The organism is Pseudomonas sp. PAMC 25886 (assembly GCF_000242655.1).
Lineage (GTDB): Bacteria > Pseudomonadota > Gammaproteobacteria > Pseudomonadales > Pseudomonadaceae > Aquipseudomonas.
Genome location: NZ_AHHC01000057.1, coordinates 1 through 15,864 on the forward strand (window position 1 = coordinate 1; position 15,864 = coordinate 15,864).

Genomic DNA, 15,864 nt, shown 5'->3' on the forward strand with positions numbered 1-15,864 from the left:
AGGGCGCCATCGCCGGCAAGCCGGGCTCCTACAGGTATCTTCTATTTCAGGCTAGTCTCCACCTTCTGCGCCACATCCTCAGTCAACCATGCCTTCCAGATCTCCGGATGATCCTTGAGGAACGCCTGGGCGACTTCACGTGGCGGGCTGTGCTTCTCGCTCATCTCGGCCAGCGCTTTGTTCAACGGCTCGATAGGAAAGTCGACCTTGCCAAAGAACTCAGCGATCTGCGGATGCTCCTTCTGGAACGGCGTGGACACACCGATGCTCAGCTTGGAGGCCAGGGAGCGTGTGGGTTTCGGGTCAGGATTGTCTGCATCGGTCAACGTTTTCCAGGCCTCGGCGTCAAACGGTGGCTCTTCGAGCTGGATCAGCTTGTAGCGCCCCATCAGCGGGGTGGGTGACCAGTAATAGAACAGCACCGGCTTGCCCCGGCGGATCGACGAGGCAATCTCGGCGTCCAGCGCGGCACCCGAGCCACTGCGGAAATTCACGTAGCTGTCGTCAAGCCCATACGCCTTGAGTTTTTGCTTGTTGACCACTTCCGAGGTCCAGCCGATCGGGCTGTTGAGGAAACGGCCCTTGCCCGGTGCTTCGGGGTCCTTGAACACGTCCTTGTAGCGCGCCAGGTCTTTCACGCTGCGCAGTTCCGGCGCCAGGGGCTTGATGCCTTTGGCCGGGTCGCCCTTGACCACGTATTCCGGCACCCACCAGCCTTCGGTGGCACCCTTGACGATATCCCCCACGCCCACCACTTTGCCCTCAGCCTCGGCCTTGACCCACACCGGGCTGCGGCCGGCCCATTCTTCACCGATCACCTGGATATCGTTTTTCGCCAGGGCGGTTTCCAGGGTAATGGTGGTGCCGGGCAACGTGTCGGTGGGCAAGTCATAGCCCTTTTCGACAATCACCCGCAGCACCTCGGTGATCAGGCTGCCACTTTCCCAGTTCAGGTCCGCAAAATGAATCGGCGCCTGGGCGGCCGATACCGGAAGCGACACCACCGACAGACTCAGGGTCGTCAGTGACGCGGCCAACAGTGCTCGAATTCCTTTCATGCTTTGCACCTCATGCCTACAGCAATAGCGAACGGCTTTGCTGTAACACCGCGAAGCCTCTGAATACTTAAGTCAACTCAACTGTAGTAGAGGTTCCGGGGAACACGGCATGTAACCGGCGTTACTCGCTGGCCTTGAAGGTCACGAGTTCACCCTTGCGCCATTTGGCGGCCTTGCCGGTGACAGCCTTCAGGGTCTTGGTCAGGCCCTCTACCAGTTGCTCATTGGCGGCGAATACCAACATCACGCTGTGGCCTTCCTTGAACACGATGCCCTGGCCTTCGGCCGAGGAAACAAAGGCGTAGTCGCCCAAGCCATACACCGTCAACTTGATATCGCGAAACTTCAGTTCGAACTTGCCGCCTTCGCGACTGGGCAATACAGCGGCCCGGAAATGATCACCGACCTTGAGTTCCAGTCGCGGCTTGTCATCCACCACCAGCGCCGTTTCGGTATCGATCTCGGCGATGTAGATACCTTCAGGTGTCTGCTCAGTGATGTAGACGAAACGGGACTGAAACTGCTTGACCAACTTTGCGCGCAAATCACCCAGCACGAACAACGCGTGCATATCCAGATTACTGACTGCCAAGGAAACGCCCCCACATCAAAAAGGTGCTGACCGCCAGGCGGGCAGCACAAAAAAACGGCCGAAACGGCACGATCACACGACAAATCCACTGAAAAACTGAAGAAGGCCCACGCTGCAAAGCCATAAGACTAGTACAGGCGTGCCCGACGTACCTTACGCAAGGTCGCCGAGCGTTGCAGGAAATCACAGGTTTAATGGCCGGAGAATACTGGCCGCCCTACTTCAGACAATAACCCTTAAAAAATGCGGTTTTCCGACATCCAACACAGAAACTAATGCCTTGGATGGAACCGGACGCCGGATGCTGACAACAATACTAAAACAGCAACACGGGTCAAAACCACCCGAAATATTGCAAGCGGGTCCGCAGGATCGATCGACAGGAGCTGATTATGCAACGACCTCAACCGATTGCCACACCTTCGAACACAGGTTCATCTTTTATGGATGACGGCCAATTCTACTCCCTATACACCCAGGGCAGTTGCCTGCATTCGGTTCTCTATCGCGTAGTACCCGCCGGAAGAAACTTCTTTCATATCCTTGAAGTGCCCAGCGGGCGGATCAAAGGTTTTCGCAGCGGCCATCGCCAGGCGTGCGAACTGGCCAAACAACTTGAAGCCATCCTGCAAGCGCCCCACGGCTGAACCTCGGCGCTGTCGTTTCGTCATCTGGTTGACTTTACTACGCCGCCAGCGCGTAACAACTGCCATACTGGTCCGTCCATTGAGATTTGTCCCCTTGCGGTTCAGGTTTCATCAGCGCAATTACCTCCAAGGGAAGGCTATACGTGACGGAATTTGATATAGGCGAATTTTTCATCCATGGCGAAGCCAGGGAAGTAGACGGTGAATTTCAAGCCGTGATCGTGATGCGGGCCAAGGCGCCCCTGACCACCGTGACGACCCATCAGGTAGAAAAGGACCGCTGGTTCAAAACCGTAGACGCCGCCCACACAGCAGCAAAGGAAGCCGCCAAAGCGCTTAAAGCCGCCGTCGACTCAGGCGCACTGACCTCCTGATTACCCGGGGCGACAATCCGATCGAACTCTGCCCCGCTACAACCCTCCCATGCATACGATGATCAGCCTGCATGGAGAACGATATGGAAGCGCCGACTTACACCCTCGAAGACCTGTTTGAACAACTTGGACTGGAATCGTCCCCGGAGGCGATTGACGCCTTCATCGGCGAACACACACTGGCCAATGACGTAAAGCTGATCGATGCGGACTTCTGGTCGCCGCAACAAGCCCAGTTCCTGAAAGATGAACTGCGTGAAGACGCAGTGTGGGCCATCGCGGTCGATGAACTGAACCAGCGCCTGCACCAGCCACGCTGATTCCCTCAATGCAGGCTGTCTGACTGTTCCAGGCGCAACAGCGCCTCCCAGGCAGCCCTGCACTCCTCAGCTTCATCACGACTGGCGAAGGCTGTGCCACGCTGCTCGCCGTTAAGCAACACCACCCAACACGCCTTTTGCCCCAGCGCACGCAGGGTTGGCGGTACGCCACTGCCAATCATCACGGCGACATCGACTTTGTTTTGCATGGAGAGCCTCCAGGGATTTAGTTAGCTGGCTAACAATGTTCGCCATGCTACGGTTTTCCTCCAGTTGGAAAAAGCTATCCCCGGAATAGCTCCCTTGCATAACCTGCAACAATCGACCCGTCGGGTTAACGTCCCTCGGGTTTATAGCCCAGCCGCAAACCACCCCAGTGCCTGCCATTCACCGTGATCGGCACCGACAGGTCGTGCATCAACTCGCCGGTATCGCGGGTGTAGGTTTGCAGCAACACTGCCTGCTGGTGGCTGCCACAGCGGATCCCGGTGCGGTCTTCAAATTTGCGTTTGGTGCGGTTTTGTAGCGCGTCCACCTGGGCATCGCCGGTCAATGTCTGGGAAAACGCCTTGTTGTGGGTCGGCACATAACCCTGTGGCGTGCAGGCAATTGCAAACACCAGGCCCTCATGCCGGGGCAACAAGGCCTCCTGGATCGCCGGCAGCACCTGGTCGGTGTAGCTGTCGAAACGCGTGTGGTACTTGCTTGGCCGGGTGTTGGGAATCGGGGTGTAACTGCGGTCGAACAGGTCGTCCAGGCTGATGCGGTTTTGCAGCACGTCGGCTTCAAACTGCGCGGCGATCCGGCTCGCGCCTTCGCGGGCGAGGTCGTAGATGCGTTGGTGGTAGTCGTCCAGGCCGACCTCGGCGAGGCGCTCGCTGATGGTTTCGGCCTGCCCTTCCATTTGCACCGCAGCGGCGGCCAGTTGTTGGGTCTGCTGGTCGCTGACGGTCAAATCGCTGCGCATCTGCTCCACCGCATGGAACAGGCTGTCGAGTTGGGCGCGGTTGGTGTCGGTGCCCTGGGCGATTTCATTGACCTGGCCTTCCACATCCGCTGCCAGGGTGGCAATGCTATCCAGTTGCTCACCGGCGTGCTCCACCTGTTCGACACCGGATTGCAAATCCGCCGACAACTGCCGGATCTGCTCCACCACCTGGGCGGTACGCTGCTGGATATCCGCCACCATCACCCCGACTTCATCCGTCGCGGTGGCGGTTCGCCCGGCCAGGCCGCGTACTTCGTCGGCGACCACCGCAAAGCCGCGACCATGCTCACCGGCCCGGGCGGCTTCAATCGCCGCGTTCAGCGCCAGCAGGTTGGTCTGGCTGGCGATCGACTGGATCACCAGGGTGACGCGCTGGATTTCTTCGCTGCGCTGGCTCAAGGCCTCGATCAACTGGCGGCTGTCGTTGGCGCGCTGGCTGAGCTGATGCATGCGGGTGATGGATTGCGCCAGCACTTCGCGCCCTTCGGTGCTGCGCTGATGGGCCTGGCTGGCGGCACCGAGGGCCTGGCGACTCAACTCGGAGGTGACCTTCTCGGTGCCAATCATCACTTCGGCACTGCTGACAATCTGCCTGGCCGCGCCCAATTGCGATTGCAGCCTGGCCGCCAGTTGCTTGACCGAATAGGCCACGCCCGCCGCAGACAACGCGTTATGACTGGTGGTGTAGGACAGGTCGCGGGTCAACTCGCCGATCGCATCAGTGGCTTCGGAAGGTGCACTGCTGGGGGTGCGATGTTTCAGGCGGGGCAGCCAGATCAGCAACAGGGCCACCGGCACGCACAGGTAAATCGAGAGTTGGGCGAACGCCAGGCCCAGCAGCAACAGCACCAGGGCGGTACTTTGCAGGAGCGGCGTCAACCATCCGGGCAACTGACGCACCACCACGGGTGGTGACGCTGCCGCGTCCATGAGAGATCCGTCTCCAGCCATGTTCGTTACCCCACTGCTTGTCGTTATTGTGACTGCATTAGACGCCACTATGTGGCCATTATCCATGGGCCTTTAGTGGGGGGCTTGCAGCAGATCAATAAACGGGGGGAACGGGCTGTTTTCTGCTGGGAACCGGGCAACCCGGCTCCAGCAGTTCACCGCATCAGGCTTGACGCTGGTGCTTGTCGATTTGCTCGTGGCGCTCTTGCGCTTCGATGCAGTACTTGGTGGTAGGGCTGATCAGCAGGCGCTTGAGGCCGATAGGCTCGCCGCTGTCGTCGCACCAGCCGAAGGAATCTTCCTTGATACGGCCCAGGGCCTGCTCAAGTTGCGGCAGCATGCGCTGGTCGCGGTCAATGGCATTCACCAGCCAGGTGCGCTCTTCTTCGACAGAAGCAGCGTCAGCCGGGTCAGCCGGGGTGTCCAGGCTTTCGATGGCGATGCGGTTCTGTTCAATGCGCTCGTGGTGTTCCACTTTCATGTCTTGCAACAACTGCTCAAAAAAAGCGTGCTGCTCGGCATTCATGTAGTCATCCGCCGGCATGGCCAGCAACTTTTCCTTTGTCATTGATTTCTCTATAAAAAATACGTGCATCAAGGCGAATAAGGGAGCGTTCCGGCAGGCCTCTGCAGGTCTCGGAAAGGCGCCATCCATTTCAAGCGCCACCCGGCACTCAATTTACGAGGGGCGGCAGTCTAAGGCCGACTTGAGGGCTCAGCAACTGAAATGACAGGCATTTTTTCCAAGATAACCCGCAAAGGCACCAGGACGGGCTCGGCGAACGGTCATCGGAGTGCGTTTATAGCAAGAAATTCAGTGTTGTGGAGCTATATAGAAGACAAACGGTTAAACGTTGATGGCAAAACGCTCATGTGGGAGCCGGGCTTGCCCGCGATGCAGACGACTCGGTCTGTCAGCGAAACCAAGTTGATGCTATCGCAGGCAAGCCAGCTCCCACATGTTGATTTATGTAGCCCTGAGGACCGTGTTAGCGCTTGAGCTTGCGCTTGTTGCGATACTGGTCGATCACCACCGCCACCACGATGATCAGCCCCTTGATGATGTCCTGGATGTACGCATCCACGCCGACGAAGGTAAACCCGCTGGCCATCACCCCGAGGATCAGCGCGCCGATCACGGTGCCGGTGATACGCCCTACCCCGCCCGCCAGGCTGGTGCCGCCGATCACGGCGGCGGCAATCGCGTCCAGCTCATACGACATGCCCATGCCCGCTTGCCCGGTGGCGGCCCGTGCCGAGGCCACCACGCCGGCCAGGCCTGCCAGCAAGCCGGCGATGCTGTAGACGATGATCAGGTGGCGCTTGACGTTGATCCCCGAGGTGCGCGCCGCCTGCATGTTGCCGCCGATGGCGTAGGTGTATTTGCCGTACTTGGTGTAGCGCAGGGCGATATGGAAGATCACCGCCACCACCAGAAAGATCACCACCGGCATCGCGCCATGGCCGATCGCGGTGTAGGAGTCCGAGAGCATGCTCACCGGCTGGCCTTCAGTGTAGTAACGCGCCAGGCCACGGGCCGAAACCATCATGCCGAGGGTCGCAATAAACGGCGGGATCCCGGTAACCGCAATGATGCTGCCGTTGATAGCCCCCGCCAGCAGCCCCACGCCCAGGCCCATCGCCACCGGTATCCACACCGGCAGGTCCGTCAGGGAGGGAAACACCGCCCGGGAAAAGTCGGAAGTCTGCGCCAGACTGGCGGCGATCATCGCCGACAACGCCAGCACCGAGCCCGACGACAGATCGATACCCGTCGTGATGATCACCTGGGTGACGCCAATCGCCAGCAGGCCGATGATCGACACTTGCAGGATCATCAACACCAGGCGCTGGGAGTTCATCAGGAAGCTCTGGTCCCGCACGATCCAGCCGAACAGCTCGAACACCAGGCCGATGCCAATCAGCACCAGCAGGATGCTCAGCTCGGTGGGCATGCGTCGACGGTGCTTGACCGGCGCCGCAGCGGGCTTCTTTTCCTCGGGTTTGCTTTCCAGTATCGCGTTCATAACCACTCACCTTTTTTTATCGCGTTGCGCCGGCCGCAACGGGCCGGCGCCGTCTGTTCGTTAGTGGACCGCCGTCATACCGGAAGCCAGTTGCATGACTTTTTCCTGGGTCGCTTCGCTGCGGTCCAGGGTGCCCATCAGGTCGCCTTCGTGCATCACCATCACCCGGTCGCTCATGCCCAGCACTTCCGGCAACTCCGAAGAAATCATGATCACCGCCATGCCTTCGCTGGCCAGGTAGGAAATCAGCCGGTAGATCTCGGCCTTGGCGCCCACGTCGATACCGCGAGTGGGCTCATCGAGGATCAGCAACCGCGGGTTGGTCATCAGCCAGCGGGCCAGCAGGGCTTTTTGCTGGTTGCCGCCGGACAAGGTGTCGATGCACTGCTCCAGCGACGGGGTTTTCACCCGCAGCTTGGTGCACATGTCCTCACACAGGGCCCGCAGGGCTTTCTGCTGGATAAACCCGTTGCCGGTGTAATGCGGCAGCACGGCCATTTCCATGTTTTCGAGCACCGACAGGCAGGGGAACAGGCCACTGAGCTTGCGGTCTTCGGTCAGCAGCGCGAAGCCCTTCTCGATGGCCATGTGCGGGTCGGTGATACGTACGGTCTTGCCGTCCAGCTGGATCTCGCCGCCGGAGCTTGGGGTAATGCCAAAAATGGTTTCGGCCACGTTGGTACGGCCAGAGCCCATCAACCCGGCGATGCCCAGAATCTCCCCGGCGTGCAGGTCAAACGAGACGCCCTGGAATACCCCGTCCAGGCGCAGGTCACGCACCGACAGCAGCAGCTTGCCGATAGGCTTGTCGCGCACCGGGAACAACTGGCTCAGCTCACGCCCCACCATCATCGAGATCAGGCTGTCGCTGTCCATGCTGTCGGCCCGCTGCAGGCCGATATAGGCACCGTCGCGGAACACCGCCACTTCATCGGCGATGGCGAACACTTCGTTCATTTTATGGGTGATGTAGATGATGCCTTTGCCCTGGGACTTGAGGTCGGCAATGATCGAAAACAGGTGGGCCACTTCTTTGTCGGTAATGGCTGACGTCGGTTCGTCCATGATCAGGATGTCGGAGTCATAGGACACCGCCTTGGCAATCTCGACCATCTGCCGCTCGGCGATGCTCAGGTTGCCGACGTGTTCTTCCGGGTCGAGGTTGATCCGCAGCCGCTCCAGCAATTGCGCGGTGCAGCGGTGCATTTCCCGGTGGTTGACCATGTGCAGGCCGTTGAGCTGCTCACGGCCGATCCAGATGTTCTCGGCGATGCTCATGTGCGGCATCAGGTTGAGTTCCTGGTGGATCATCGCGATCCCGGCCTTTTGCGCCGCCAACGGCGTTTCAAATTTGATCGGCTTGCCACGCAAGCGGATTTCGCCCGCGTCGGGCTGATAGATACCGGCGATGATTTTCATCAGCGTCGACTTGCCCGCGCCGTTTTCGCCCATCAGCGCCAACACCGAGCCAGGGCGCACCCGCAGCTGCACATCGGCCAGGGCCACGACGCCGGGAAAGCCTTTGCTGATGTTGGAAATTTCCAGCAGGTAGGGCTCGCTCGGCCCGTCGGGCTGAGGGCCCGGCAGCGGGGCTTGCGAAGCAGTGGCTTGAGCAAACATATCGGGTACTCCGTCAGCAGGGCCGCCGTGGCTGCCCTGCCGGTTTATTGTTGTTATTAAGGGCTACTTGAAGTCTTTGACGTTGTCCGGGGTGATCAGCTTGAACGGGATCACCACGTTCTGCTCGACCGGCTCGTGCCTGGCCATCTTGCGCGCGGCTTCCACCGAACCCACGGCCTGGCCGTTGGCGTCCTGGAACGCCGACGCGGCCATGTCGCCCTTGGTGATCGCGTTCAGACCGTCCGGCGTGCCATCAACCCCGGCAATCAGCACGGTGCCCGGCTTGGTACCGGCCGATTTCAACGCCATGGACGCGCCAATCGCCATCTCGTCGTTGTTGGCCAGCACCGCGTTGAATTCGCGGCCCTGGGTCAGCCAGTCGTTGACCAGGGTCATGCCCTTGTCACGCAGCCAGATGCCGGTCTGCTCCTGCTCGATCTTGATGTCCGGGTATTTGGCCAGGACTTCCTTGACGCCCTTGGTGCGGTTGGTGGTGGAGTTATTCGCCAGGTCACCCAGCAGGATCACGATCTTGCCCTTGCCGCCGAGCTTTTCGGCGATGTACTGCATTTGCAGCCGGCCGGCCTCGACGTCGTTGGACGTCACCGCCACGATGCCCTTGGGCAAATCTGTCTGGTCGGGACGGCGGTTGACGTACACCAGCGGAATGCCTGCCGCGAGCGCCGCTTTACTGATATTGGCGGTAGACGCGGTGTCGACCGGGTTGACGATGATGGCGTCGACTTTCTGGCTGATAAAGTTCTCGACCTGGCTCAGTTGCTTGACCACGTCGGCGCGGGCGTCTTCGAACTGCAGCTGTACGCCGTCACCCTTGGGGTAGGACTTGGCTTGCTTGTCCATGTCCTCACGCAGGTAGGTCAGGAAGGTGTCGTCGAATGCCGACATGCTCACGCCCACCTTGATATCGGCGGCCGTGGCGAAACCACTGGCGAGCATCATGGACAGGGCCAGTGCGGTAAAACGGATCGGGGTCTTCATGAACGGTCTGTCTCCAATTTCTTGTTGGTTTTGTGGACGTTGCGTTTTTCAGAGCGAAGCTGTCGGCAGTCGAACGATCGGCGCCCCCGGAATGCAGCACACCAGGGAACCCTTGCTTTCGACGCACAGGACATTCAGGAGGGAGAAGTAAAACGGCCGGGCGCGGGGCAGACCGCGTGGCGTGAGGGCAGGACGTAAAACTCGCAGTACAGCGTTGAAGATTTTCATCTGACGGTACCTGGTTGTTTTGATCTTGTTTTTGTCGAGTCGCCCGAATCGAGTCCGAACGTACTTTATGCAACCTGGAAATGACTTTATTGGAAAATAATTTCCATATCAACTTATTTTAGAATTTTATTCTATTTTTCATTTATGGCTTTCCAAAGCGGCCATTTCCACCACCTGCCGGCGTTCGGAACTGAGGCGTGCCGCGTCCAGTACACGGGTGGTTTCCAGTGCATCCCGGGCATCCACCGGCAGCGGGCCATGACCTTCCACCGCGCTTTGCAGCTGGCTATAGAACTGATTCCAGCGACCCTTTTCCGACGGGACACGCTCGCGCTCCTCGCCTTGCTCGAACCAGCCCCAGCGTCGATGCTCCTCGGCGCCCCAGTGCTCGCCTTCGGTTTTGGGTGTCTTGCCGGCCATCAGCAACGCTTCCTGACCGTCCAGCCCTTCCACGGTGTAGCAACCCGCGGTGCCATTCACCCGGAAACGCGGCGCCTGGCTGTTCTGCAGGGCACTGCCCCACAGGTGGGAAATCACCCCGTTGGCATGGGTCATGGACACGAAGAAACCGTGATCCACAGTGGGCTCCTGTTCGGTGTAGTGCAATTGCGCGAACACCCGATCCACCGGGCCGAACAATTGCAGGGCCTGGTCCACCAGATGGCTGCCCAGGTCCCGCAGGAATCCGCCGCCGCTGGCATTGCCCACGGAGCCCGGGTTGTAGCGTTCCACCCGGGACTCGAAGCGGGTGACGGTGCCCAATGCGCCGGCGTCGATCAACTTGCGCAGGGTCAGGAAGTCCGAGTCCCAGCGCCGGTTCTGGTAGACGCTGAGCAACACGCCCTGGCGCTCGGCGGCGGTAATCAACGCCTGAGCTTGTTCGGCATTGCTGGCAAAAGGTTTGTCACTGACCACCGCCACGCCGTGCTCGATGGCTTCCAGCACCAGCGCGGGGCGGCCCTTGAGGGTGGTGGAGATCACCAGCGCATCGACGCCCGCCTCGACGATCTGGCCGATGCTATCGAAGGCTTTTACTCCGGGATGCTCTTTCGCCAACTGTTGGCGGCGTTCAGGTGAACGGGTGACCACGCCGACAAAGGTCGCCCCCGGCAGGCTGGCAATCAGCGGTGCGTGAAAAAAGCGGCCACCGTGGCCGTATCCAACCAGTCCGATTCGCATACAAATACTCCTTGGTTAATGGTGGCGAGGGAGCTTGCTCCCTGGCCACAGAGCAAGCCACAACGGTCTAACCGCACAGCTCTCGGGTGACCCGCTCCAGCATCATCCGGTTGGACTCATCCGGCCGGTCTTCCCAGGCAAACACCGACACCGTGGCGATGCCGTCGAACTTGATTTCCCGCAGGGTGCCGAAAAACGCCTCCCAGTTGACCTCGCCCTGGCCGATGTCCAGGTGCTGATGCACGGTGGCCGTGACGCCCGGCGGGTTGACGATGTAGCGCAGGTTGGAGGACGCCCGGTGGTTGTAGGTGTCGGCGATGATCAAGTGGCTGAGCTTGGCGCCTGCGTACTTGAGCATCGAGGCGATATCGCCCTTGCCGTCGTCATAGAAGAAGGTGTGGGGCGCGGCGTAGAGGTAGTTGATCCAGTCGCGGTCGAGACCGCGAATGATGTCCACCGACTCGTTGTTGCGCTCGCAGAAGTCGTACGGGTGCGCCTGGATATCCAGCTTCACGCCTTCGCGCTCGAACTCCGGCATCAGTTCGTCCATGGAGCGCATGAACTGGTTTTCGCACACCAGCGGGTTGTCGGATTGGCCGGTGAATTCGGTGTTGACCAGTTCGCAGTCCATTTCCACGGCGATCTGGATCGCGCGCTTCCAGTTGCGTACGGCGGCAACCCGCAAGCCTTCGTCGGCGGCGGCCCAGTGGTACATGGGCAACAGGGACGAGAGCTGCACGCCGGCGTCGCTCAGGGCCTTGCGAAACTCCTTGATGCGCGCCCGGTCGACCCGGGCGGCCTTGTAGAACGGCAGGAAGTCTTCCCGGGGCGAGAGTTCGATGTGCTGGTATCCGAGTTCGGCGGCCTTGTCGACCATTTGGCCGAGGGGCAGGTGGCGGTACATGTAGGGGTCTAATGCGATGCGCATGTTAGAAACGCTCCCAAATCTGATGTTGGAACCCGATCAAATGTGGGAGCTGGCTTGCCTGCGATAGCGGTGTATCAGGCGACAGTCTTGTTGAATGTGCCGCCGTCATCGCAGGCAAGCCTGCTCCCACACTGATCGGGTTCCTCCAGTGGAATAGGTGTCAGCCGTAAAAACGTGGACGCTCTGGCAGCCCCACTTTCACAATCTGCCCACTGTTCTGCGCCTCGATGCACGCATCCGCCGCCACCGCCGCCGCAAAACCATCCCACGCCGACGGCCCCTCCACCTGCCCGGCCCGTACACCGTCGATAAACGCCTGCAGCTCAACGTCATAAGCCGCGATGAACCGGTCTTTCCAATCCATCAGAATCGCGTTCGACAGTTTGGCCCCGCTGCGCATCTGCACCTGGGACGGTTCCGGCAATTTCGCAATGCCGGTCTCCCCCACCACTTCACACTGAATGTCATAGCCGTACTGGCAGTTCACAAACACTTCCACATCGATGCGCGTGCCCTTGGCGGTTTCCAGCAGCACGATCTGCGGGTCACGCAAGTGCGCCAACGCCTTGCTCGATTTACGCGGGAACACCACCTGCACCGACACATAGTCATCGGCCAGCAACCAGCGCAACACATCCAGCTCGTGGATCAGGGTGTCGGTGATCGCCATGTCGGTCTTGTAGTTCTCACCCACCCTCGGGTTGCGGTGGGCACAGTGCAGCATCAGCGGCTCGCCGATCTGGCCGCTGTCGATCACGGCTTTGAGGGCGCGATAGCCGTGGTCATAAGGGCGCATGAAGCCCACTTGCACCAGGCGCTTGCCGTGGGCCACTTCGGCTTCGACGATCTTGCGGCAGCCTTCGGCGGTCACGGCCAACGGCTTCTCGCAGAACACCGGTTTGCCGGCAGCAATCGCCGCCAGCACGAATTCTTCGTGGCTCGGGCCCCAGGAGGTCACCAGGATCGCTTCGACTTGCGGCGAGTTGATCAGCGCGTGGCCGTCCGGGTAAACCTCGGCGGTGAGTTTCAGGTCAGCGACGACCTTGGCAGCTTGCTCAAGGTTGATGTCCGTCACGGCGACTACCTGGCTGTTGAGCAAGGTCTGGCTGCAACGACGAATATGATCCTGGCCGATGGCGCCAGTACCGATAACACCCAACTTCAAAGACATGAAAACACTCCTCTTGTTATTAGTACTGCCGGGCCTTGGCCAGGCGTTCATTGAGTTGTTTGGCCACCGCATCGGTGCGCGCGCTGGTGGACACTTGCGCCACACCGACTCGCCACCACGACAGGTACTTGTGGATCATGGTTTTGGGCAGAACCTTGATATCAATCAGCGTCGACACCGTTTGCGTGCGCGCATCGGCCAGCGCCGCCTGCAGCTGCTCCACGGTGGTGACCTTGTAGGTCTTGCAGCCATAGGCCGCCGCGCTCATGGCGAAGTCCACCGGCACAAAACCGCCGTCGAGCTTGCCGGTTTCAGGGTTACGGAACCGGAACTCGGTGCCGAAGCTGTCCATGCCGTGTTCCATCTGCAGGTTGTTGATGCAGCCGAAGGTCATGTTGTCCAGCAGCACCACGTTGATCTTGCGGCGCTCCTGGATCGAGGTGGCCAGCTCCGAGTGCAGCATCATGTAGGAGCCGTCACCCACCAGCGCGTACACCTCGCGCTCAGGCTCGGCCAGCTTGACGCCCAGGGCCGCATTGACCTCATAACCCATGCACGAATAACCGTACTCGACGTGGTACGTGTTGACGCCCTTGCTGCGCCAGCTGCGCTGCAAGTCACCGGGCAGGCTGCCGGCGGCGGCGACGATGATCGCGTCGTCGGCCAGGGTTTCATTGAGCACGCCGAGCACGCGGCTTTGGGTCAGGCAGGAGCCGGTCAATTCGATGAATTCACGCAGCACCGCCGGGTCCATGTGGTCGTTGATTTCCGGCACGAAGTTTTCAGTCTGGTAGTCGGCCTGATAGATGCGGTCGACTTCGGCGTCCAACTGTACCTTGGCGTCCCGTGGTTGATCGCCCCAGCTGGAGCGGTAGTCACCCAGGGCCTCGGCCAGCGCTTCCAGGCCCACCTTGGCATCCGCCAGCAGTTGCACGGCGTCCAGTTTCAGCACATCGCACGGGCTGATATTGAGGTTGAGAAACCGCACCTCGGGGTGCTTGAACAATGACTTCGACGAGGTGGTGAAGTCGGTATAACGCGTGCCGATACCAATGATCAGATCAGCCTCCGGCGCCAACAGGTTCGCCGCCAGGCAGCCGGTTTCACCGAGGCCGCCGACGTTCAGCGGATGGCTGGACACCACCGCGCTCTTGCCCGCCTGGGTTTCCGCGAAAGGAATGTCGAAGCGTTCGGCAAAGGCTTGCAGCGCGGCATTCGCGCCGGAGTATTTGACCCCGCCGCCACATACGATCAGCGGTTTGCGCTTGCCTTTGAACGCCGCCACGGCGTCGCCCAGCATCGCTTCGGTCGCCGGGCGGCGGTCGATACGGTGCACGCGTTTTTGCAGGAAGTAATCCGGGTAATCCCACGCTTCGCCCTGCACATCCTGCGGCAAAGCCAGGGTCACCGCGCCGGTTTCGGCGGGGTCGGTGAGCACGCGCATGGCGTGGATCGCCGCCGTCATCAGTTGTTCCGGACGATTGATACGGTCCCAGTATTTGCTCACCGCACGAAAGGCGTCGTTGGTGCTGATGCTCAAATCGTGGAACTGTTCGATCTGTTGCAGCACCGGGTCCGGCTGGCGGCTGGCGTAGACATCGCCGGGCAACAGCAGCAACGGAATGCGGTTGGCGGTCGCGGTCGCCGCGGCGGTCAACATGTTCGCCGCGCCCGGCCCGACCGAAGAGGTGCAGGCGTAGATCTTGCGGCGCAGGTGCTGCTTGGCAAAACCAATCGCCGCGTGGGCCATGCCTTGTTCGTTGCGGCCCTGATGCACCACCAGGTCGCCGCTGTCCTGCTCCAGGGCCTGCCCCAAGCCCAGCACATTGCCGTGGCCGAAAATCGTGAAGATGCCCGCGACAAACTTGCTCTGCACACCGTCGACTTCGATGTACTGGTTATCCAGAAACTTCACCAGGGCCTGGGCCATGGTCAATCGGGTTGTGGTCATGGGGTGCCCCTTATCGTTTTTGCAGGTGGGCGATGCTCGCCCCCAGCGCCTGCTTGATGTCGGCCAGGCCGTGCACGCTTTCGGCGAACGGCTCGAACGACAGGTAGCCGCTGTAGCCGGTGCTGAGCAAGGTGTCGATCTGCGCGGCGTTGCCGAGGATGTCCGCCTCGCCCACCAGCACGCGGTGGCCGTCACGGATCGAGTTCAGCGGCGCGTCGGCGTCTTCCACACCGGAGATGTGCACCAGCCCGGTCAGGTCCGGGAAGAACTCATGTTCACTGGCCAGGTGGTGGTGGAAAGTGTCGTGCACCACGCGGAACACATCCAGCCCGCCGATGGCCTTGATCGCGTCCACCGCCACGCGTTTGCGGCGCAGGGAGCATTCTTCAAAGCCCAGGGGCTCGACAAACCCGAGAATCCCGTACTCCCGCAGGATCGGCGCCAGCTCACTCAAGGCCGTGCGCAAACCGGCGGCACGCTGGGCTTCGTTGCGCGGGTCGGCGCGGTCGTTCAACGGGCACATCACCAACGCCTGCGCGCCGCTTTCGCGGGCATAGGCGGCCAGCTTGATCGCCTGGGCACGGCGCTCGTCATTCCACACGTCGAACGGGTACAGCGCGTTGATCGACAGCACGGTGATGCCGTGCACCGCGCACAATTCGCGCACGCGGCTGGCGGGGGTGCCGTCTTCAATCTCGATGCCCTTGAGGTCGTTGCGGATCTCGATGGCATCGCATTTGAGAGTCACCGCCAGCTGGATGAAATCCGGCAGGGAAAGGCTGGGGGCGACCATGCGGTTGAGGGCAAAACGTAGAGGCGACTTCATTATTG

16 protein-coding genes are annotated in these 15,864 nt (G+C 60.6%); 3 read left to right on the plus strand and 13 right to left on the minus strand.

Annotation, left to right across the window (positions count from 1 at the left end):
- Positions 1-41 precede the first annotated feature (41 nt).
- Entirely contained in the window at positions 42-1,058 is a 1,017-nt protein-coding gene (locus MUM_RS0119515) for an ABC transporter substrate-binding protein (RefSeq protein ID WP_010173140.1), read from the minus strand.
- Between the two features lie 121 nt (positions 1,059-1,179).
- Complete coding sequence (locus tag MUM_RS0119520) at positions 1,180-1,629, minus strand: hypothetical protein (RefSeq protein WP_010173142.1); 450 nt, start codon at positions 1,627-1,629, stop codon at positions 1,180-1,182.
- Positions 1,630-2,093: 464 nt separating this feature from the next.
- Here MUM_RS0119520 and MUM_RS1000000133390 point away from each other — a divergent pair, with 464 nt between their 5' ends.
- The 3 genes from MUM_RS1000000133390 to MUM_RS0119535 all read left to right on the plus strand — a co-directional run bounded on the left by MUM_RS1000000133390 (position 2,094) and on the right by MUM_RS0119535 (position 2,991).
- Positions 2,094-2,297, plus strand: a complete 204-nt coding sequence (locus tag MUM_RS1000000133390; RefSeq protein WP_081480109.1) for a hypothetical protein — start codon at positions 2,094-2,096, stop codon at positions 2,295-2,297.
- Positions 2,298-2,440: 143 nt separating this feature from the next.
- A complete protein-coding gene (locus MUM_RS0119530; RefSeq protein WP_010173145.1) occupies positions 2,441-2,671 on the plus strand; it encodes a hypothetical protein in 231 nt (76 codons plus the stop codon).
- 83 nt (positions 2,672-2,754) lie between these two features.
- Complete coding sequence (locus MUM_RS0119535; RefSeq protein ID WP_010173147.1) at positions 2,755-2,991, plus strand: DUF2789 domain-containing protein; 237 nt, start codon at positions 2,755-2,757, stop codon at positions 2,989-2,991.
- 5 nt (positions 2,992-2,996) lie between these two features.
- Here the strand turns inward: MUM_RS0119535 and MUM_RS0119540 are convergent, their stop codons facing one another.
- The 11 genes from MUM_RS0119540 to MUM_RS0119590 form a co-directional block, all read right to left on the minus strand.
- The gene (locus tag MUM_RS0119540; RefSeq protein WP_010173149.1) at positions 2,997-3,200 is read right to left on the minus strand and encodes a hypothetical protein; all 204 of its coding nucleotides are present in this window, start codon (positions 3,198-3,200) and stop codon (positions 2,997-2,999) included.
- A 125-nt stretch (positions 3,201-3,325) separates the two neighbouring features.
- Positions 3,326-4,996, minus strand: coding sequence for a methyl-accepting chemotaxis protein (locus tag MUM_RS0119545; protein ID WP_443216244.1), 1,671 nt, complete (start codon positions 4,994-4,996; stop codon positions 3,326-3,328).
- Between the two features lie 97 nt (positions 4,997-5,093).
- Positions 5,094-5,498 (minus strand): TraR/DksA family transcriptional regulator, encoded by a 405-nt coding sequence (locus MUM_RS0119550; protein WP_010173153.1) that lies wholly within the window; start codon positions 5,496-5,498, stop codon positions 5,094-5,096.
- 421 nt (positions 5,499-5,919) lie between these two features.
- Positions 5,920-6,957 carry an ABC transporter permease gene (locus MUM_RS0119555; RefSeq protein ID WP_003214704.1) on the minus strand — a complete coding sequence of 346 codons (1,038 nt, stop codon included), beginning with the start codon at positions 6,955-6,957 and terminating at the stop codon, positions 5,920-5,922.
- Between the two features lie 60 nt (positions 6,958-7,017).
- A complete protein-coding gene (locus MUM_RS0119560) occupies positions 7,018-8,577 on the minus strand; it encodes a sugar ABC transporter ATP-binding protein (protein ID WP_010173155.1) in 1,560 nt (519 codons plus the stop codon).
- Positions 8,578-8,640: 63 nt separating this feature from the next.
- The gene (locus MUM_RS0119565; RefSeq protein ID WP_010173158.1) at positions 8,641-9,576 is read right to left on the minus strand and encodes a sugar ABC transporter substrate-binding protein; all 936 of its coding nucleotides are present in this window, start codon (positions 9,574-9,576) and stop codon (positions 8,641-8,643) included.
- Positions 9,577-9,942: 366 nt separating this feature from the next.
- Positions 9,943-10,983, minus strand: coding sequence for a Gfo/Idh/MocA family protein (locus MUM_RS0119570; protein ID WP_010173161.1), 1,041 nt, complete (start codon positions 10,981-10,983; stop codon positions 9,943-9,945).
- A gap of 67 nt (positions 10,984-11,050) precedes the next feature.
- Positions 11,051-11,911: a sugar phosphate isomerase/epimerase family protein gene (locus MUM_RS0119575; protein ID WP_010173163.1), complete on the minus strand. Its 861-nt coding sequence runs from the start codon at positions 11,909-11,911 to the stop codon at positions 11,051-11,053.
- A gap of 160 nt (positions 11,912-12,071) precedes the next feature.
- Positions 12,072-13,082 carry a Gfo/Idh/MocA family protein gene (locus MUM_RS0119580; protein ID WP_010173165.1) on the minus strand — a complete coding sequence of 337 codons (1,011 nt, stop codon included), beginning with the start codon at positions 13,080-13,082 and terminating at the stop codon, positions 12,072-12,074.
- 19 nt (positions 13,083-13,101) lie between these two features.
- Positions 13,102-15,033, minus strand: coding sequence for a 3D-(3,5/4)-trihydroxycyclohexane-1,2-dione acylhydrolase (decyclizing) (iolD, locus tag MUM_RS0119585; protein ID WP_010173167.1), 1,932 nt, complete (start codon positions 15,031-15,033; stop codon positions 13,102-13,104).
- A 10-nt stretch (positions 15,034-15,043) separates the two neighbouring features.
- Entirely contained in the window at positions 15,044-15,859 is an 816-nt protein-coding gene (locus MUM_RS0119590; RefSeq protein ID WP_010173169.1) for a TIM barrel protein, read from the minus strand.
- Positions 15,860-15,864 lie beyond the last annotated feature (5 nt).